Raw genomic sequence first — 18,496 nt, 5'->3', positions numbered from 1 at the left:
TGGGAGCGAGCTTGCTCGCGATGAGGCCGTCACATCCAACATCACTGCCGCCTGACACACCGCCTTCGCGGGCAAGCCCGCTCCCACATTTTTGATCTGAGTCGCACACAAACTCCGTGCCCACTGCAGATCCTCTGTGGGAGCGGGCTTGCTCGCGATGAGGCCGTCACATCCAACATCACTGCCACCTGACACACCGCCATCGCGGGCAAGCCCGCTCCCACAGTGACCTACGCCAGCCCACATCAATCTGGCACCCACAACCAACGACATGGCATGCGCACAAACATGCCGCGCCGCACCCCGCGCGTAGTATCGAGACCTGCCCCATTCCATGGGCGCAAAGCAACGCTGAACCCCTCCATTTCTCACTAAAACAATAAATCGGCCTTCGGGTCGCGGGAGACTTCTGTGCTCAAGAAAAGTGCGCTGGGCTGGCCAAAGATTGCCGGCCTCGGAATTGCGTTGGTGGTGGCCGGCCAGTTTTCCGGCTGGAACTTCGGGCTGGCGGCCGGTGGTTGGTTGAACATGCTGGTCGCCACGCTGTTGATGGCCCTGCTCTGCGGTGGCCTGGCCTTGTGCGTGGCGGAGCTGTCCACCGCGTTACCGAGTGCCGGTGGCGTGTTCGTGTATGCGCAAAGTGCGTTCGGGCCGTTCGTGGGTTACCTCGTCGGCGTCGCCTGCGCCCTGGCCCTGACCATCGGCACCGGTGCGGCGGCCACCTTTATCTGCGCCTACACCGAATCGATTTTCGGCCTCGGTGGCTGGCCGGTGAAGATCGCCCTGTTCGCCGTGATCATCGGCATCCACATGCGTGGCGTCGGTGAAGCCATGGGCCTGACGTTCATTGCCGGCGTGATCGCCGTCGTCGCACTGCTCACGTTTGGCGTGGCCATGGCGCCCCATGTGGAATTGGCCAATTTGCTGAAGTTGCCCGCCAGCGTCGCAACACCGGTCAGCCTTGGCGGCATCTTCGCCTGTGTACCATTCGCCATCTGGCTGTTCATCACCGTTGAACAAACCGGCTCGGCGGCCGAGGAGGCGCACAACCCCGGTCGCACCATGCCCCGCGGCATCCTGGCGGCCATCGGCACCTTGCTGGTGACCGCGCTGGTGGTACTGGTGTGCGCACCGGGTGCCGGTGGCGTCGAGCTGGTCGGTTCGGCAGGTGATCCGCTGTACGCCGCGATGTCCAGTAACAGCGCCTTCGGTGACGGCTCATGGCTGGCCAGGGTGATTGGCTGCGGCGCGGTGTTCGGCCTGATCGCTACCTTCTTTTCGCTGGTATACGCCGCCTCCCGGCAACTGTTCGCCATGGCCCGCGACGGCCTGTTCCCGCAATGGCTGGGCAAGACCGGCAAACGCGGCACGCCCTGGCCGGCGCTGTTGCTGATCGGCGCCTTCGGCCTGCCGCTGTCCGAAGTGGACCCGGCCACGGTGATGCTTGCAGTCGTGCTGCTGCTCAACGTTTGCTACCTGTTCATTTTCGGCGCGTACCTGCGCATCAAGACCCGCCAGCCGGACCTGCCACGGCCGTTCACCTTGCCCGGCGGCAAACTGGTTGCGTGGCTGGGCCTGGCCCTGACGCTGGTGGTGATCGCCGCCTGCTTCCAGCTCGACATGCTGATGCTGATCGCCCTCGCCGTGACCTTCACCCTGAGCATTTTCAATTACCTGCTGCGCAACCGTCGCACCACCGTCATCGAGGTTCCAGACCATGCCTGAAGACACTCTTCTGCAACGCCGCCATCGCGTGCTCGGCAGCGCCTCGCCGCTGTTCTACGACAAACCCTTGCACCTGGTGCGTGGCGAAGGTGTCTGGCTGTTCGATGTCGACGGTCGACGCTACCTCGACGTCTACAACAACGTGCCCTGCGTCGGTCACTGCAACCCTCGCGTGACCGAGGCCATGCACCGCCAGGCCACCACGCTGAACATCCACACCCGCTACCTGGATGAACACGTGGTGCGCTACGCCGAACGCCTGACCGCGACCTTCGCCGCGCCGCTGGACACCGCCATGTTCACCTGCACCGGCAGCGAAGCCAACGAACTGGCGTTGCGCCTGGCGCGGTTCGCCAGTGGCGGCACCGGCATCATCGTCAGCGACTACAACTACCACGGCAATTCGGCATCGCTGGCAGAAGTCACCACCGCCCTGCCCTCACCGGAGCCCTTTGCCGCCCATGCGCGCGCCGTGCCGATTCCGTGCCTGTACCACGCACCGGCCGGCACCACTGAGGCACAACTGGCCGAGGAATATGCGGCCAACATCGCGGCGGCGATTGCTTCGATGCAGGCCCAGGGCATTCGCCCGGCCGCCCTGCTGATCGATACCCTGTTCGCCAACGAAGGCCTGCCACGGGTGCCGGCCAGCTTCGTCAACAAGGCCGCGGCGCTGATCCGCGCCGCTGGCGGACTGTTCATCGCCGACGAAGTGCAATCCGGTTTTGGCCGCACCGGCGATCACCTGTGGGGCCACCAGGCACACGGCGTGGTGCCGGACATCGTCACCCTCGGCAAACCGATGGGTAACGGCTATCCACTGGCCGGGTTGGTCACCCACAAGGCACTGGTCGAATCCTTCGGCCACCACGCCATGTACTTCAACACCTTCGGCGGTTCACCCGTGGCGGCAGCCGTCGGCATGGCGGTACTGGATGTGATCGAAGAACGGCAACTGCTGAAAAACGCACAAAGCGTCGGTGCCTATGTGCAGCAACGCCTGCAAGTGTTGGCCGGCAAACACTCGATCATCGGCGACGTGCGCGGCAAGGGCCTGTTCTTCGCCATGGAACTGGTGCGCGACCACGTCAGCAAAGAGCCGGCCGGACTGGAGGCGCGCAAGGTGGTGAACGACATGCGCGAGAACGGCGTGCTGATCAGCAAGATCGGCGCCGGCGACAACATTCTCAAGCTTCGCCCACCGCTGGTGTTCAGCCGCGACCACGCGGACCTGTTCGTCGACACCCTGGATAACGCGCTCAGCGCGATTTGAGGCTTTTGCCATGACTGAACTCCACAGACTTGCATTCGACACCCTGAGCCATGACCAGCAAGTGGCCCGTCTGCACGAACTGGCGCGCCATGCCCTGCAACAGTGGGATGGCGAATTCGCCGACATTGAACTGGTGAAGTTTCGCGAGAACGCCGTGTTTTCCGCCCGCCGCCACGATGGCCAGCGGGTGGCCCTGCGCATCCATCGCAATGGCTATCACTGCGAAGCCGCGCTGCGCTCCGAGCTGCAATGGATGGAGGCGCTGGCCGGTGCCGGCATTACCGTGCCGCCAATCATCCGGACGCAAAATCAAAGTCACCTGGTCGAAGTCACCCATCAGGCCATCGGCGAGCCGCGCCACATCGACATGCTCGCCTGGCTGCCCGGCGCGACCGCCGGCACCTCGGAGAACGGGGTGCAGGCCGAAACCGAAATCGACTTCCTGTTCAGTGAAGCCGGCGCCATTGCCGCGCGCATTCACCTGCATTCAGCGGACTGGCAGCAGCCGGACGAGTTTGTCCGGCATGCCTGGGACGAGGAAGGCTTGATTGGCGCCAACCCGTTCTGGGGCGTTACTGGGAGCTGGAACAGCTCAACGATGAGCAGCGGGATCTGCTGCAACTGGCCCGGCGCAAGGCGCGCAAGGATTTGCGCCAGTATGGTCGGCACTTGGGCAATTTCGGCATGATTCACGCCGACCTGGTGCCCGAGAACCTGCTGATCGAAGGGCCGCGTCTACGCTTGATCGACTTCGACGATGCCGGGTTTGGCTGGCACATGTTCGAGTTGGCCACGGCGTTGTACTTCTGCCTGGATGACCCGCGTTTTAAGCAGATCAAGGCGGCGCTGCTCGACGGCTACAATGCGGTCAAACCGCTGACCGAGGCGGATCGCAAGGCGCTGGCGCTATTTCTGATGCTGCGCGGCACCACCTACCTGGGCTGGATTCACACCCGCCAGGGCACGCCGACGGCGATTGAAATGGCACCGATGTTGATTGAACGGGCTTGCTTGTTGGCTCGGGAATATTTGCAGGCCTGATACACCGCTTTCGCGAGCAGGTCGGATCGCCGCACCGTCGCTCCCACACTGAATGTCAGTGAACTCAGAACTTGTGTTCGGCGACGATCCACTGTGGGAGCGAGCCTGCTCGCGATAGCGGCATGTCAGTCGGCATTGATGTTGAATGTAAAACCGCCATCGCGAGCAAGCTCGCTCCCACAGTGTTTAGTGATAAGCCGGGCCGATCAACCTGATCCAAAGCCCGGTTCACCGCCAACTCCCCCAGCATGATCACTTGCGCGATGCCCAACAGGGTGTTGCGGTGCGTGCCTTCCAGAAATCCCGCCAGATCGTTGGCCATGACACTCGCCGAGGCCAGCGATTCGCAGGCATGGGCCAGCAGGGTTTCGCTGTCGATTTGCGGATTGATGGTGAACATCGTGGAGGGTTTGGCAGACCGGGGAGACACGAAGCCGGCGCGCCCGAGGGCGCCCTGCGCACAGCTGCCATCAAGTCCAAGGATGGGGAATACCTGACTGACTGGACTGCCCATGCACCTCATGTCACCACGGGCTGCCAAACCCGATCACTGGACATCAGCGACGTGCGCCAAGTTACCGATGGCCTCCAAGGCGCACAAGCCGGCGGATTCTGGTGTACCTGTAGGTAATGCCGCAGGGCGTTGTAGCTTGCAGGAAGTTAATCTGACAGCCTTTAAACATGCATTCCAAATTGAAACCGCCATCGCGGGCAAGCCCGCTCCCACAGGTACTGAGTACAGCCGCAAGAAATTGGTTGGCTGGCAGGCCGCCATCGCGAGCAAGCTCGCTCCTACAGAAGAGCAGAGCAAAGCAGGTCGGCGAACACCCGCTCTGCTCTTCACCACTCAACAGGCCGAGCGTTAGCTCGCCTGCCGCTCTTGATCCACCCGCCCCCTCGGCAGGCTGAGTGGAGGCGTTCATCCGGGGATTGGCGCGCAGCGCCGTTCGACGCAGTCGAACTCATTGCATGTAGGTCGAGCGCAGCCGACCGGAGGGCAATGCCCCCGGATGAATGCCGGAGCGAAGGGACCCCGAGCCCTGGCGAGGGGCCGGACGTTCGGGGCGAGCGCTTTTTTGCTTACTTTTTTAAGGCGCTTGTTAAAAAAGTAAGTCGCCGTAAGGGCGAAACCCTAAGTCGCCGTTACCGAAGCAACGGATATGTACACCGTCAACAAAAGACAGGCTGACTGAAACACCGCTTTCGCGAGCAGGTCGGATCGCCGCACCGTCGCTCCCACATTCTCAGCAATGCGCGCTGGCATGCTCAAGACGATGAAACAACCGGTTGAAATACACCAGGCTATCGCGCGGTTCCCGCACCCCAACCTTTTCCAGCTCGACAAACATCACCGAGTGCGAGCCCACTTCCTTGCACTCGCTGATCCGCCCTTCGAGCTGCACCAGGGCATCACGCAGCACTGGCACGTCAGCCGCGCCGTCGTCCCACAGGTCCCAGGCAAAACGCTCGGCCATCGGTACCTGGGTCATGCCGGCGAAGTGCCGCGCCAGTTCTTCCTGTTCGCCACACAGCACGTTGACGCACAACCGGCCGTTGGTGCGGAACACGTCGTGGGTGGCGCTGTTGCGGTTGACGCACACCAACACGGTGGGCGGCGAATCGGTCACCGAGCACACGGCGCTGGCGGTGATGCCGCAGCGCCCGCCCGGGCCATTGGTGGTGATGATGTTCACCGCCGCCGGCAGCTGCGCCATGGCGTTGCGAAAGTCGATTTGCTGCTGGCTCAGGTCGGCCATGTCGATGCCCCTTCCTTCAGGAGGACCGCGTCGAAAGCGGTCCGTAGGTGATGGAACAAGACTAAGGCCGCAGACGCGGCACAACCATTCTGACGATCCCCATGGTGAGGTTGGGTTTCCGCTAGTCGACTAGGTGGTTTCTTTATCGCAAGGGCCGGCCACAGTGGGTATTCTGCATACTGGCTCCAGAACGATGAGCCAATGCGTGCCGCGCGTTCGCGTGCGAAAACAATAATTAGAAAATTTCGTGGCAGCCCCGATGGAAACCCGTAAACCGATTGTTTATATCGTTGACGACGACAAGGACCTGCGCACTTCCCTGGCCTGGTTGCTGGAATCGGTCAGCGTGCAGGCACAGTGCTTTGCCGGCGCCGAAGAGTTCCTCAGCCAATACGACCCCAGGCAGCCCGCCTGCCTGGTACTCGACGTGCGCATGCCGGAGACCAGCGGTTTCCAGTTGCAGGAAATCCTCAACCAGCGCGGCAGCACCCTGCCGACCATTTTCGTCTCGGCCCACGGTGATATTCCGATGTCGGTCAAGGCGATGAAGAACGGCGCGCTGGATTTCGTCGAGAAGCCCTACAACCCGCAGCAGATGATCGACCGCATCCAGGCCGCGCTGAAGACCGCCGTACACGCCCAGGCCGATCAGCAGCAGCGTCAGAACCTGCAGGGCAAACTGGCACTGCTGACCAGCCGCGAGCGGGAAGTGTTGATGCTGGTGATCGATGGCAAGGCCAGCAAGGTGATTGCGCGGGAGTTGAACATCAGCGTGAAGACCGTTGACGTGCACCGCACCAAGATCAAGGAAAAGATGGGCGTGACCAGCATCGCCATGCTGGTGCGCGAGGTGCTGCATTTGCCGGTGGATGAGCCGGTGCGGCACTGAATGATCTGCGGCGGTCATGAGGCCGCCTTCGCGAGCAAGCCCGCTCCCACATTGGATCTGCGTCGTACACAGAGTCAATGTGGGAGCGGGCTTGCTCGCGAAGAGGCCAACACATCCAACATCAATTATGGCTATAGCGCTTGCGATAAGCACCCGGTGACACGCCAAAACGCGACTTGAAGGCCGACGAGAAGTAGCTCGAGTCGGAGAAGCCCCAGGCATAACACAGTGCCGAAAGCTTCTGCTCGACATCCGCGCGGCGCAGGTTTTCGGCGCAGAAGTCCAGGCGGCGGTGCTTGATGTATTGCGCCACCACCAGGCCGCGCTTGGAGAACATCCGGTACAGGCCGCGCACGGAAATCCCCACTTCACGGGCAATCAGCTCGGGGCACAGCTCTTCGTCGCTCAGGTGCGCGTCAATGAAGGCGATGATTTTGCGAAACTGCCGTTCATGGGGATCAGCAGCGCTGTCACGGGCACTGATACCCGGCAGCAACAGGCTGGCCAGGGCGTCGAGCACGGCCTCGCTCTCCTGCATGTCCAGCCCTTCCTGCTGGCGGGTGTCTTGCACCAGCTTGTTGGCCATCGCCGCCAGGGGGCTGCTGGCCGCGATGCGCGTGGCGCAGTTGACGGCATTGAAATGCGAACCACGCTCGACCACCTGGCGCGGAAGTATCAACGAAAGCTGTCGGCAATCGTCGTTGTAGATCATGTCGCTCGGACGGCTGGCGTCGATCAGCGCGATGTCACCACAACCCAATTGCGCGCGGTTGTCGCCCTGCTCCAGTTGCGAGCTGCCACGCATCTGGAACACTGCGTAGTAGTGGCCATCGCTGCTGGTGCTGACGTCCTTGCTGGTGCGGTACAAGTGCACGTGCGCCATGTCGACCACACTGAGGTTGATCGCACCGCTGCGAAATTCCGCCAGTTCGCCGTAAAAATCGGAGTCCAGCGCCCGGGCATCGAAACGCCCACAGGCCTGGTTCACCTGGCTCAACCAACTTTCGAACGCCTCGTTGCGCACCGTCGATGCTGTAATCATGTCCGCAATGCCTCACGTTTTTGTTGTTATTTTTCGACCGCTTCATCGAGCGGTTCGTCAAAACCGTTGTTGCTGTAACCATCGCCTCCCTCGACGGCCGCCGGGCGCCCATTCAACAGGCTCCGGCCCAAGCTTTCCAGCCTTGCGCGGTCTTAAATGTCCAATACCAGACGAGCGGAAAGTGCCCGTGATACACAAGCGCAGATCTGCTTGTTGGACGCCTTTTCCTTGTTCGACAGGCAGTTGTCGCGGTGCTCCGGCACACCGTCCAGGACCTCGACGATGCAGGTGCCGCAAATGCCTTCGCGGCACTCGGTGTCGATGTCGCAACCGTGGGCCTGCAGTACGTCGACCAGACTGGCGTTGGCTGGCACTTGCAGCACCACGCCGGAACTGGCCAGCTCCACTTCGAATGTGCCGGCCGGGGCGCTGTTGGCCACCGGGTCCGCCGCGAAGTGCTCCAGGTGAATGGCATCATCCGGGCGACTGCGCAAAGCCACTTCCACCACTTTGTTCATGAACGGTGCCGGGCCGCAGGTGTAGACATGGGCGGCGCTGCCGGCGCGCTCCAGGCATTCGCTCAACGCGCTGTCCAGATCCGCGGGCTCCACGCCGTAGTGAAACTCCACGTGATCGGCAAAGTTCGTCGCCAACAGCTGGGTAAACGCAGCGTACTGCGCCGAACGGGCAAAATAGTGCAGGCGATACGGCTGGCCGCTTTCCGCCAGTCGATAAGCCATGCTCAACAGCGGCGTCACGCCGATACCGGCGGCGAACAGCACGTGTTCGTCGGCACTTTCATCGAGGCGGAACAGGTTGCGCGGCGCGCCCATTTCCAGCTCCATGCCCTCTTCCACTTGCTCATGCAACGCTAGCGATCCACCGCGCGACTGCGCTTCTTTCTTTACCGCCACCAGATACGCACGGCGATCCTGCGGCGGGCTGCACAGCGAATACTGGCGGGTCACCCCGGTCGGCCCGGTAAGGTCGACGTGGGCGCCCGGCTCATAGGTGTCGAGCGGCTGGCCGTCACTGCGCACGAGGCGAAAGGAGCGGATATCCAGCGCTTCGTCGACGATCCTTTCGATCTTCACCTTCATCATTGCATCACCTGAATACTGTTGTTTTGGGTACTGCACCTTGTAGGAGCGAACATGCTCGCGATGAACCTGAGGTCGCCACGGGGTGCCAGGTTTCCAGCGTTATCGTTGACGACCATCGCGAGCAAGCTCGCTCCTACAGGGGGGCATTTTTCTGCTGCTCAGCGCATGAACAAACCGCCATTGATGTCCCAGCACGCACCCGTTACGGAGGTGGCGTGATCGGCGATCAACAGCAACACGCTGTCGGCGATGAACGCAGGGTCGCCGAGGGTGCCGGCCGGGATCATTTTCAGGATCTGTTCCAGACGCTCGGGCGCCACGGTTTCGCGCACCACCGGCAAGTCCAGCGGACCTGGCGAGAGGCTGTTGACCGTCACGCCTTGCGGTGCCAGTTCACGGGCAAAGACCTTGGTCAGCGTCGCGACGCCGCCCTTGGCCGCTGCGTAATGCGCACCGGTAGCGGTGCCGCCGTTCTGCCCCGCCAGGGACGCGATGTTGACGATGCGCCCGAAGCCACGCTCGGCAAAGTGCGCGCCGAATACCTGGCAGGCGACGAAGGTGCCGCGCAGGTTGATCGCCATCGACTCGTCGAACTCTTCGGGCGTGATCTCCATCAGCGCCGCGACTTTCGACACCCCGGCGTTGTTCACCAGAATGTCGGTGCCGCCCCACTGCTCAGTGAGCAGGTCGCGGGCACGCTGGAAGTCGGCTTTGCTGCGCACATCCAGCTCGATGGCGACGGCCGTGGCGCCGCTGCCATCCAGTTCGGCGGCCAGTTGCTGCACGCCATCGAGGCGCACATCCGCCAGGCCGACGCGATAACCGGCCGCGTGCAGACGCCGGGCGATGCACTCGCCCAGTCCACGCGAGGCACCCGTTACGAGGGCTACTCGACTCATGATCCTGCCCTCACAAAAGGAAGCCGAGCGCGCTCAGGCTGTCGGTGGAGTTGATCAGGCGCACCACTTTCCGCTCCAGGGTCGGCACGCCGTCGGTGAAACGGATACGGTGGTTCAGGTCGGCCACGAACGGCGTATGCACGCCGCGCTTGTAGGCGTACAGCAGCTGCGCGGAGTTGACTTCGACGATGTCACCGGCCGCTTCCACCAGGCGAAAACGCGAAACGCTGCGAATGGTCTTCGCCGCATCCACCGCCGACGGCGAGAAGCCGGCGCTCAAGCGCTCGATACGCAAGGCACGCATGCGTGCATCGTCGTAGGCGTAGTTGAGGGTCGCTTCGAAATCCTCGGTGTCCGGGTCGATCGGAACTATGTACTTGCCGCTGTCGCTCCACAGGGTCGCCCATTCGGCGTAGTGCTTGTGGTCGAGCAGTTCGGCTTCGCGCCAGATGAATTCGATGGCCTGGGCCAAGGGACCTGCAAAACCGTTCAGGGTGTCGTGATTGCTCATTGGCTCATCATCCTTTTCCACATGTCGTAGGCACCGCGCATGCCGCCTTCGTCGGTGGCGTGGCTGACCTTGTCGCCGTTTTCAGCGGTGATTTCGCGGTTCAGGCCGCGGTTGACCAGGATTGGCGCATCGACGCCGGCATACGAGCCGCGCTGCACGCGGTCCCAGGCTTCGGCGTCGTCAGGGCTGCCGAAACCGAACGGGCCCTGGAAGTGTTCGTGGATGCGCATGCGTTCGCGGTTGGCGATTTCCGGGCCGCCGTCCATGCCCAGGGCAACGTGGCGGATCTCGGTTTCGCTGACCGACACCGGGCGCAGCACGCGGAAGAACGACATCGACATGGCCACGTTGGGGAACAGGTTCAGGTTGAACCCGGCGCCATGCAATGAACGCACGATGCGGCGGACTTGCTCGGGTGGCATGGTTTTCGACAGTTCTTCGGTGACGTGGGCGAAGCGTTCCTGCAACGGCTCGGTGCCGTCGTCGTGATCGAGGTCGACGTGCTCCGGCACCATCACCATCACGCTGTGGCCATTGCCCAGGGAGTGGGTCACGGCTTGCTCGTCGGTCATGAACGAGAGCATTTCCGAGGTTTCTTCATCCACCGACGACATGAACGACTTGTGCACGATCGGGAAGTGGTAACCGTCGGTGGTGTTTTCCAGCTGGATCTTCCAGTTGCCCTTGAAGCTGAACTTGTGTTCGCCCTGGGTCTTGATCGGATAACCGGCACCCTGCTTCATGAACAGGTCCATCCAGTGTTTCGCGCCGCCGAGGAAGTCTTCCAGCGGTTCGATCTCGTCGTTGTAGCTGGCGAAGACCATGCCGGCGTAGCTTTCAACGCGCAGGCTGGTGAGCGGCAATTCGGACTTTTCCAGGATGCCTTCATAGCCGTCCGGATACGGCAGCGCCCGCAGCTTGCCGTCCAGGCCATAGGACCAGCTGTGATACGGGCAGGTGAAACCGGTGGCGTTGCCCTTGTGCTTCTCGCACACGGTGGCGCCACGGTGCCGGCAACGGTTTTCCAGGACGTTGATGTTGTTCTTCTTGTCGCGCACGACGATCACCGGCCGACGGCCAATGGTGGCGGTCTTGAAGTCGCCGCTGTTGCGCACTTCGCTTTCGTGGGCAACCCACACCCAGGTGCGGTAGAAAATCTTCTCCAGCTCGGCTTCGAACAGCGCCGGATCGTTGTACAGCGAGACGTCGACGCGGTCGTGACTGACCAGTGCGTCCGGGCTTTTCGATGATGCGATCAGCCGGTATTCATGAGTGCTCATGCGGTTCTCCTCATGGCTTCTTTTTATGATTTCGTTTGTAGAGCTGGCAGTTAACCGGCCATGCTCTGTTGCAACTGCGCACCGAAGGCGCAGACCACTTCGTCCTGACCTTTGCGACCGACGATTTGCAGGCCGACTTTCAAGCCGCCGCAATCGATTTCCACCGGCACCGACAGCGCCGGGTGACCGCTCAAGTTGAAGGGCCGTACCAGCGGTGTCATGCCGGCCACAGCCTTGCTGCCGGCGCGGGCCTCGCTGAGGGTCGGCGGCAAGGTTGGCAACGTCGGCAGCAGCAACACGGCAAAGTCTTCCAGGGCCGCATCCACCTGTTGCGTGAAGCGTGTGCGCACGGATTCGGCCTGGGCCAGTTCCTCGCGCGTGGTTCGGCTGGCCGCCAGCAAACGGGTCTCCACGTCGGCACCGATCAGGCCCTTGCCGGCCAGGTGACCGAACGCCGCCCAGTTTTCGAAATTGATCACGGTCAGGCCGGCGGCGAACGCCGCTTCGAATTCGCTCAGGTGCAGGTGGCTACGGCGCCATCCGGCGCGGTCCGCGGCAGCACCCAGGCTGGCTTGCAGGTGCGAATCACAGGCCACGTCGAGAAAGCCGACTTTGGCGCCGTCACCGGGCAAACCTTGCACGTCGAAACCCGGGCAAATCACCTGCATGGCGGCAATCAGGTCGTCCATGGTCCGGGCGAACGCCCGACGCAGTCGAGACTGGAAGCCAACGGATGCGCGCCGACGCGGCTGACTCGGCCGTAGGTCGGCTTGAGCCCGGCAACGCCGCAGCACGCCGCCGGGACCCGCACCGAACCACCGGTGTCGGTGCCGATGGCAATGTCCGCCAGGCCCGCCGCGACGGCCGAGGCCGAACCGCTGGAGGAACCGCCGGGAACACGATCCGGGGCTTGCGGGTTGACCGGCGTGCCGGTCCAGTCGTTGATGCCGGTGACGCCGAAGGCCAGTTCATGCAGGTTGGTCTTGCCGACGATCTGCCAGCCTGCGTTGAGGATCGCATCCACCACCTCGGCGTTCTTCGTCGCCGCCGGGGCGTCGGCGAAGGCGCGGCTGCCCGAGCGTGTCGGGTAACCGGCGATGTCGATGGAGTCCTTGATGGCAACGCGTTTGCCGCTGCCACCAAGCAGGAATTCGCTGATGAAGGTACTCATGCACCCAGCTCCGTATTGAACAAGCGTTGCGTGCGGAAATGCGCGATCAGCCAGACGCAGTCGACACAACGAAATTCGATGTTCAACCGCGTGCCGAACAACTCGTTGCGGCCATCGGCATAGGTCGAGATCTGCTGCATGATCCACTGCCCCTGCGCAGCCTTGCCGTCCACCACGATCGACTCGCTGGTGAGGTAATGCAGGTTCAGCCGGAAGTGGTCGGATGGCGGCAGATAACCTGCGACAAACGCGGCCACCGCCTTATGCCCGTGATGTTGACCGAAGGTCTGCGCGGTCTGGCTGCCAACGCCTTCCCAGATCGCATCCTCGGTGAACAACTGCGCCAATTGGCTCAGATGAATCGCCGCCCGTGGCACATCGCACAGGTCCATGTAGCGCGCCATCAAGCGGCGCACCGCACTCTCCCCTTCGAGCGTCGCCAGACGCTGCAGCAAGGCCTCGTCCATGGCTTACACCCTGGCCGCGTCTGGGATGGTCAGCGGGCGACCGATGCGTGCTTCGACCCTGGCGTAGCGCCACAGGCTGTATTCGCCGACCGGCGTGGTACGGAACAGGTTGCAGGCGTCGATCACCGACTGGTGGCAGTCGACGTCGGCCATGATGTACACGGTCCAGGGCGAGGTGGTGGACGGGCCGACCATCAGGCGGTCGTCATCCATGGCGCCGAGCACGGTGATGCCGGGCATCGCGCCGAGGGAGCCCATCATCTGGCTGAAGCCTTTCCAGACGCTCAGGCCTTCGCCGGTGGGCAGGTCGAAAAAGTTCTGGGTGATGCCGATGCAGAAGACGACACGCAACGGTTCTTGAGTGGTTTGCGACATGGCGTTGGATCCTTGAAAAGTTGAAGGGAATTCAGATGTAGCCCGGGAACGGCGGCACGCCGAGGAACACCGAGCCGGCACCGTCGTACAGCCCTTCGCTGAGGAAGGCGTGCTGGGTCACCACCATCGAGTCGCGCAGGTAGCGTTGCAGCGGATGACGCAGGTAAATGGCGGTGGTCCCGGCCAGGTTGTAGGCGCTCTGCACCACCGCCGCTCCGGCCTGGGACACGTGGATCGCCGACAGGCGCAGCAGGCTGGTCTGCTCCGGCGTCACCGGATTGCCGGCCAGGATCGAGTTCCATACCTGCTCGGTGGCGTTGTAGAAGAACCCGCGTGCGGCGGCGAGCCTGGCTTCGGCCTTGGCGATTTCGATGCGCACGTAGGCGCGGTCGGCCATTTTCGGCGCGCCGGTAATGCCGCCGGCACCGGCCATGCGGCTGATTTCGTCCAGCGCTGCACGGGCCAGGCCGAGGTTGACCACCGCCAGCACTTGCGCGGCGTAGGCAATCGACGGGTAGCGGAACAGCGGCTCATCAATGGTTGCCGCCCCACCCCGGATAAACGTCCAGCGCTCATCGATGCGCTTGTCGGTCACGCGCAAGTCGTGGCTGCCGGTGCCTTTGAGGCCGACCACGTCCCAGTTCTCGACGATCTCGACCTGGTCCGGGCGGAATACGGCGGTGCGAGGCTTACCGCCAGCGGCGCCGATGCCCACACCCAGCAAGTCCGCGCCCTTGCAGCCGCTGGCGAATTTCCAGGTGCCGTTGACCTGCCAACCGCCCTCTACCGCCTCGGCAGGCTGCAACGGGAACAGCCCGCCAGCGAACACCAGGTCAGGGCTCTCGGCGTAGATTTCAGCCAGGGTTTGCGGCGGCAAGGCCGCCAGGTAGACGCCGGCGCTGCCGAAGCTGGCCACCCAGCCCGCCGAGCCGTCGGCTTCGGAGATGCGTTCGATCATTTGCAGGAACAGCGCCGGCGCCAGGGCGTCGCCGCCGAAGCATTTCGGCGTGGCGGCACGATAGATGCCCACCTGCTTGAAGCGCTCGATCATGTCCCGAGGCACGTGGGAGCCGGCGTCGAATTCGTCGCGGCGTTGACGAACCTCATCCAGCACCTGCTGAAATAGCTGACTCTCGACCATTGGCACGACCGGGCCGGACACAGGGTCTTGTTGCGCGACAGCTGAACGCAGCATGGGCTTTCTCCGTTTTGCTTATTGTTAGTGGGGCTACACCGCTCCCTGTAGGAGCGAGCCTGCTCGCGAAAAACGTCTCAACAACGTGGTCATTCAGACAGGACGCGTAATCGTTGACGTCCATCGCGAGCAAGCTCGCTCCTACAGTGAAAGGGGCGCTGCCCTTGCATTGAGGTCCAGTGTAAAAACCGCACCCCGGCGCCACTATTGGGGCGTGCAGCCCCCTCGCTAAAGAAAACCCCTAGGTCCACGCCGGTTACCTCTGAGCGCATCCCGCTGTGCGAGCAGGTATAAAACGCCATACTGCAAATCTCTGCCGCCAGGGGCCGTGCGATGTACCTGCCAAAACCGAACGACTTTCATGCGCTGATCGAAGCCATGCCGCTGTGCATCATTCTTCATGACGCGCACACCAAGGATATTCTCTGGGCCAACGCCGCTGCCCTGGCGGCGCTGGGCTTTACCCTGGAAGAACTGACGCCGCTGAAGGCCCCGGACATGACCCGCGACGCACCGAAGTACCGGCGCTCCGTGGGTTTGCGCTGGCTCGAAGGTGCCGCCCGCACCGGGCAACGGGCCATCGAGTGGTGCTATCGCTCCAAGCAAGGGGTGGAGATTCTTTCCGAGGCGGTGGCGACCCTGGTGCACCTGGACGGTCGCGATGTGTTGATGGTGCAGTTCCGCGACATTTCCAAAGAGGACAAGGTCAAGCGTGACCTCAAGCGTTTCGAGAGTCGGCTCAAGGCCTTCATGCAGGACCTGGCCGAAGGTGTGGCGGTGCTCGGCCCCGAGGGCGATATCGGTTTTATCAGCGACTCCGGCGCGCACCTGCTCGACAGCGAAGTGCACCAATTGATGGGCAAGAACTTCCTGGCCTGGTGCGACGACGCCTCGCGTCAGCGCCTGTTGCAACAGTTCGCCCATGAGACGCCGGAGCACGCGCCATTCAGCGTGCACTACAAGGTGCAACGCCGGGACGGCGAATGGCGCTGGCATGACGCAACCTGCCGCTACATCGAGATTGAAGACGATCTGGTCGGCCATCTGCTGCTGTTCCGCGACGTGACCGAGCAGGTGCAGGCCGAAGAGGCACGGCGGGTCAGCGAGCAAAAACTCGAGTACCTGGCGCGCTACAACGCCATGGGCGAAATGGCCGTCGCCATCGCCCACGAACTGAGCCAACCCCTGGCCGCCACCCGCAACTTCATCGAAGGCACGGTGATTCGCCTGGGCAACGCCGGCGAAACCGATCAAGCCGTCGCCTGGGGTTTGCAGAACGCGGTGCGGCAAATCGAGCACGCGTCGGTGATCATCAAGAGCGTGCGCGACTACGTGGTCAAGCTGGAGCAGACCGAAGAGCTGGTCGACCTTAATGAACTGCTGCGCGAAACCCGCTACTTCATCAGCCTGCGGGCCGATCCGAGCCTGGTGCGCGTGGAAATCGTCACCGCGCCGGAACCGCTGCAGGTCAGTTGCGAGAAAGTCCTGATCGGCCAGGTGATCCTCAACCTGGCATTCAACGCGATTGAAGAAATGGCTGACCTGCCGACTGAACGCCGGTTGCTGCGCATCCATGCCAGCCGCGACAACGATGTGGCGCAAGTGCGCATCGAAGACTGCGGCCGTGGCATCCAGGCCCAGGCGCAAGAGAAGCTGTTCGACGGTTTCTTCTCGTCCAAGGTCAGCGGCAACGGCATCGGCCTGGCGCTGTGCAAGAACATCATCGGCCGCCATCGTGGCGATATCTGGGCGCAAAACCTGGAGCCGTGTGGCGCGGTGTTTACCTTCTCCCTTCCCCTCGCAACTTCCCCAATCTCCTTGTAGGAGCGAGCCTGCTCGCGATGGTCGTTAACGATAACGCGTTAAACCAGATGCCCAACGGTGCCCCTGGTTTTTTCGCGAGCGAGCTCGCTCCTACAAACAGTGTTTCATGACACTGGCACAGACACACAAACACTTGGCAGGCAGGGCAATTCTCCCGTTCGCGGGGCACGGCAGAATCAAAGGGTAAAAATCTGCCAAAGCACCCGCGATCCGCGTTACCAACAATTCAGGAAGTTCCCCTTATGCGAACAAACAGGATCTCCGTACAGTCAGCGCTAGGCCTGAGCCTGCTTGTACTCGGTTTGAACAGTGCCCGCGCGGATTTGCCCGCCGGTACGATTGGCCAGACCGTTCTGGCGTTTCCCCCGGAAGCTCATCGCGCGTTTGTCATCGACGTCGAGTTCGACAGCTTCGTGGCGGGCCGTGTGACAGTGGTTGACCCGGACCAGAAGCGCATCCTCGGCATGGTGCCGACCGGTTTTGCTGCGCCGTCGACCCTCAGTCACGACAAGAAAACCATCTACAGCGCGGACATCTGGTATTCCCGCGGCACCCGTGGCACCCGCACCGACGTGCTCACCGCCTGGGACAGCTCGACCCTGTCGCCGGCCTGGGAAGTGCTGATTCCAAACAAGCGCGCCGAGTCGCTGACCCAGCGTTACTCGCTCAAGCCGAGCGGTGACGACAAGTTCGTCTACGTCTACAACTTCACCCCTTCGACGTCGGTCACCGTGGTCGACACCCAGGCCAAAGCGGTTGCCACGGAAATCGCGATTCCCGGTTGCGTGCTCAACTACCCGGTCGGCAACCGCCGTTTCGCCTCGCTGTGCGGCGACGGCAGCCTGCAGGTGGTAACCCTCAACGATCAGGGCCAGGAAACCGCGCGCAGCCGCACGCCGTTCTTTGATCCGAACGCGGAAAAACTGGTAGAGCGTGCAGTCAACGTCGGCGACACCTACTACTTCACCACCACGACCGGCACCGTACGCCCGGTGGATTTCGCCGGCGACGCACCGAAGGTTCTGCCGTCCTGGTCGCTGGTGTCCGAGGAGGACAAGAAAGCCGGTTGGGCACCGGGTGGCTGGCAGATGATGGCCGTGGCGCCGAAGCTCGACCGCCTTTACGTGCTGATGCACGACGCCCACGAACCGATGAAGTGGGAAGACCCTAGCCCGCTGATCTGGGCGTTTGACCTCAAGACCCACAAGAAGGTAGCGACCCTGGAAGCCCCGGCCCCGATCTGGAGCATGCAGGCCACCGGCGACGACAAACCGCTGCTGCTCGGCGCCGACGTGGAAGGTGGTTTGCAGATCTTCGACCTGAAGACCAACAAGCTCACCGGCAGCATGCCGAAAGTCGCGAAGACCGCGACTCAGGTCCTGAGCTACTAAGAGGTTCGGCCATGCACACAGATCCGATCTTCATCATTGCCAGCGCCATCGCCATCGCGGTGTTGCTGGCCAGCGCCGCGACCCACAAATTGAGCGCGCCGGCCCGCTTCACCCGGCAGCTGGCGGACTATCAACTGCTGCCCCAGGCGCTGGTGCGCCCGACGGCACGCCTGGTGCCCTTGCTGGAACTGGTCATTGCGTTCGCCTTGTTGGTGCCGGTCAGCCGTGGTTACGCTGCGGTGAGCGCCGCCAGCCTGTTGGCGCTGTACGCCGTCGCCATCGGCATCAACCTGTGGCGCGGTCGTGCGGACATCGACTGCGGTTGCGCCGGTCCCGACCAGGCACAACCGCTGCGCCCGGTCCTGCTGCTGCGCAACAGTGCGCTGGTGGCACTGGCGCTGGTAGCCAGCATTGCGCCGGTGGCTCGCGACCTCAACCTGTTCGATGGCTTCGTGACCCTGACCGCCGCCGCCGTCGCGCTGCTCATCTACGCCGCCGCCGATGGCTTGCTGGCGAATTCCCCTCTTCTGCTCAAATTGATTGGTAGGTAATC

Annotated in this window: 16 protein-coding genes and 3 pseudogenes; 8 read left to right on the top strand and 11 right to left on the bottom strand. The window is 62.8% G+C overall.

Features of this window, described 5'->3' with window-relative positions:
- The first annotated feature begins 411 nt into the window (after positions 1-411).
- From RS887_RS29920 to RS887_RS29910, 3 genes and pseudogenes are all read left to right on the top strand, one after another.
- The gene (locus RS887_RS29920) at positions 412-1,725 is read left to right on the top strand and encodes an amino acid permease (protein WP_322618232.1); all 1,314 of its coding nucleotides are present in this window, start codon (positions 412-414) and stop codon (positions 1,723-1,725) included.
- Positions 1,718-2,998: an aspartate aminotransferase family protein gene (locus RS887_RS29915; protein ID WP_322618231.1), complete on the top strand. Its 1,281-nt coding sequence runs from the start codon at positions 1,718-1,720 to the stop codon at positions 2,996-2,998. The genes RS887_RS29920 and RS887_RS29915 overlap by 8 nt, the downstream gene beginning before the upstream one ends.
- A gap of 10 nt (positions 2,999-3,008) precedes the next feature.
- Positions 3,009-4,039 (top strand): annotated as a pseudogene (locus RS887_RS29910) (phosphotransferase enzyme family protein).
- Between the two features lie 199 nt (positions 4,040-4,238).
- On the opposite strand, the pseudogene RS887_RS29905 reads toward RS887_RS29910, so the two are convergent.
- Positions 4,239-4,469, bottom strand: a pseudogene (locus RS887_RS29905) (DUF6124 family protein); the annotation flags it as partial.
- 220 nt (positions 4,470-4,689) lie between these two features.
- Between RS887_RS29905 and RS887_RS29900 the strand changes: the two are divergent.
- Positions 4,690-4,905 carry a hypothetical protein gene (locus RS887_RS29900; RefSeq protein WP_322618230.1) on the top strand — a complete coding sequence of 72 codons (216 nt, stop codon included), beginning with the start codon at positions 4,690-4,692 and terminating at the stop codon, positions 4,903-4,905.
- A 378-nt stretch (positions 4,906-5,283) separates the two neighbouring features.
- Here the strand turns inward: RS887_RS29900 and hpaC are convergent, their stop codons facing one another.
- Positions 5,284-5,796 (bottom strand): 4-hydroxyphenylacetate 3-monooxygenase, reductase component, encoded by a 513-nt coding sequence (gene hpaC, locus RS887_RS29895; RefSeq protein ID WP_322618229.1) that lies wholly within the window; start codon positions 5,794-5,796, stop codon positions 5,284-5,286.
- A gap of 259 nt (positions 5,797-6,055) precedes the next feature.
- Between hpaC and RS887_RS29890 the strand changes: the two genes are divergently transcribed.
- Positions 6,056-6,685 (top strand): response regulator transcription factor, encoded by a 630-nt coding sequence (locus RS887_RS29890; protein ID WP_322618228.1) that lies wholly within the window; start codon positions 6,056-6,058, stop codon positions 6,683-6,685.
- 121 nt (positions 6,686-6,806) lie between these two features.
- Here RS887_RS29890 and feaR read toward each other — a convergent pair whose 3' ends face one another.
- From feaR to RS887_RS29845, 9 genes and pseudogenes are all read right to left on the bottom strand, one after another.
- Positions 6,807-7,727, bottom strand: coding sequence for a transcriptional regulator FeaR (gene feaR / locus RS887_RS29885; protein ID WP_322618227.1), 921 nt, complete (start codon positions 7,725-7,727; stop codon positions 6,807-6,809).
- Positions 7,728-7,879: 152 nt separating this feature from the next.
- Positions 7,880-8,830, bottom strand: coding sequence for a PDR/VanB family oxidoreductase (locus RS887_RS29880; protein ID WP_322618226.1), 951 nt, complete (start codon positions 8,828-8,830; stop codon positions 7,880-7,882).
- 158 nt (positions 8,831-8,988) lie between these two features.
- Positions 8,989-9,729 (bottom strand): SDR family NAD(P)-dependent oxidoreductase, encoded by a 741-nt coding sequence (locus RS887_RS29875; protein WP_322618225.1) that lies wholly within the window; start codon positions 9,727-9,729, stop codon positions 8,989-8,991.
- Positions 9,730-9,739: 10 nt separating this feature from the next.
- Positions 9,740-10,240, bottom strand: a complete 501-nt coding sequence (locus tag RS887_RS29870; RefSeq protein ID WP_322618224.1) for an aromatic-ring-hydroxylating dioxygenase subunit beta — start codon at positions 10,238-10,240, stop codon at positions 9,740-9,742.
- Positions 10,237-11,520, bottom strand: coding sequence for an aromatic ring-hydroxylating dioxygenase subunit alpha (locus RS887_RS29865; RefSeq protein ID WP_322618223.1), 1,284 nt, complete (start codon positions 11,518-11,520; stop codon positions 10,237-10,239). Before RS887_RS29865 ends, RS887_RS29870 begins: the two co-directional genes overlap by 4 nt.
- Positions 11,521-11,570: 50 nt before the next feature.
- A pseudogene (locus tag RS887_RS29860) lies at positions 11,571-12,691 on the bottom strand (amidase).
- Entirely contained in the window at positions 12,688-13,158 is a 471-nt protein-coding gene (locus RS887_RS29855; protein WP_322618222.1) for a nuclear transport factor 2 family protein, read from the bottom strand. The pseudogene RS887_RS29860 and the gene RS887_RS29855 overlap by 4 nt, the downstream one beginning before the upstream one ends.
- Before the next feature lie 3 nt (positions 13,159-13,161).
- Entirely contained in the window at positions 13,162-13,533 is a 372-nt protein-coding gene (locus RS887_RS29850; protein WP_008050517.1) for a hypothetical protein, read from the bottom strand.
- A 31-nt stretch (positions 13,534-13,564) separates the two neighbouring features.
- A complete protein-coding gene (locus RS887_RS29845) occupies positions 13,565-14,728 on the bottom strand; it encodes an acyl-CoA dehydrogenase family protein (RefSeq protein WP_322618221.1) in 1,164 nt (387 codons plus the stop codon).
- A 333-nt stretch (positions 14,729-15,061) separates the two neighbouring features.
- On the opposite strand from RS887_RS29845, the gene RS887_RS29840 reads away from it, so the two are divergent.
- The 3 genes from RS887_RS29840 (at position 15,062) to RS887_RS29830 (ending at position 18,494) form a co-directional block, all read left to right on the top strand.
- Positions 15,062-16,552 carry a sensor histidine kinase gene (locus tag RS887_RS29840; RefSeq protein ID WP_322618220.1) on the top strand — a complete coding sequence of 497 codons (1,491 nt, stop codon included), beginning with the start codon at positions 15,062-15,064 and terminating at the stop codon, positions 16,550-16,552.
- Positions 16,553-16,794: 242 nt separating this feature from the next.
- Positions 16,795-17,943 carry an amine dehydrogenase large subunit gene (locus RS887_RS29835; protein ID WP_322618219.1) on the top strand — a complete coding sequence of 383 codons (1,149 nt, stop codon included), beginning with the start codon at positions 16,795-16,797 and terminating at the stop codon, positions 17,941-17,943.
- A gap of 11 nt (positions 17,944-17,954) precedes the next feature.
- A complete protein-coding gene (locus tag RS887_RS29830) occupies positions 17,955-18,494 on the top strand; it encodes a MauE/DoxX family redox-associated membrane protein (RefSeq protein ID WP_322618218.1) in 540 nt (179 codons plus the stop codon).
- Positions 18,495-18,496 lie beyond the last annotated feature (2 nt).

It is taken from the genome of Pseudomonas sp. BIC9C (genome assembly GCF_034541995.1).
Lineage (GTDB): Bacteria > Pseudomonadota > Gammaproteobacteria > Pseudomonadales > Pseudomonadaceae > Aquipseudomonas > Aquipseudomonas fluorescens_CC.
This window is presented reverse-complemented; position numbering and strand designations above follow the sequence as displayed.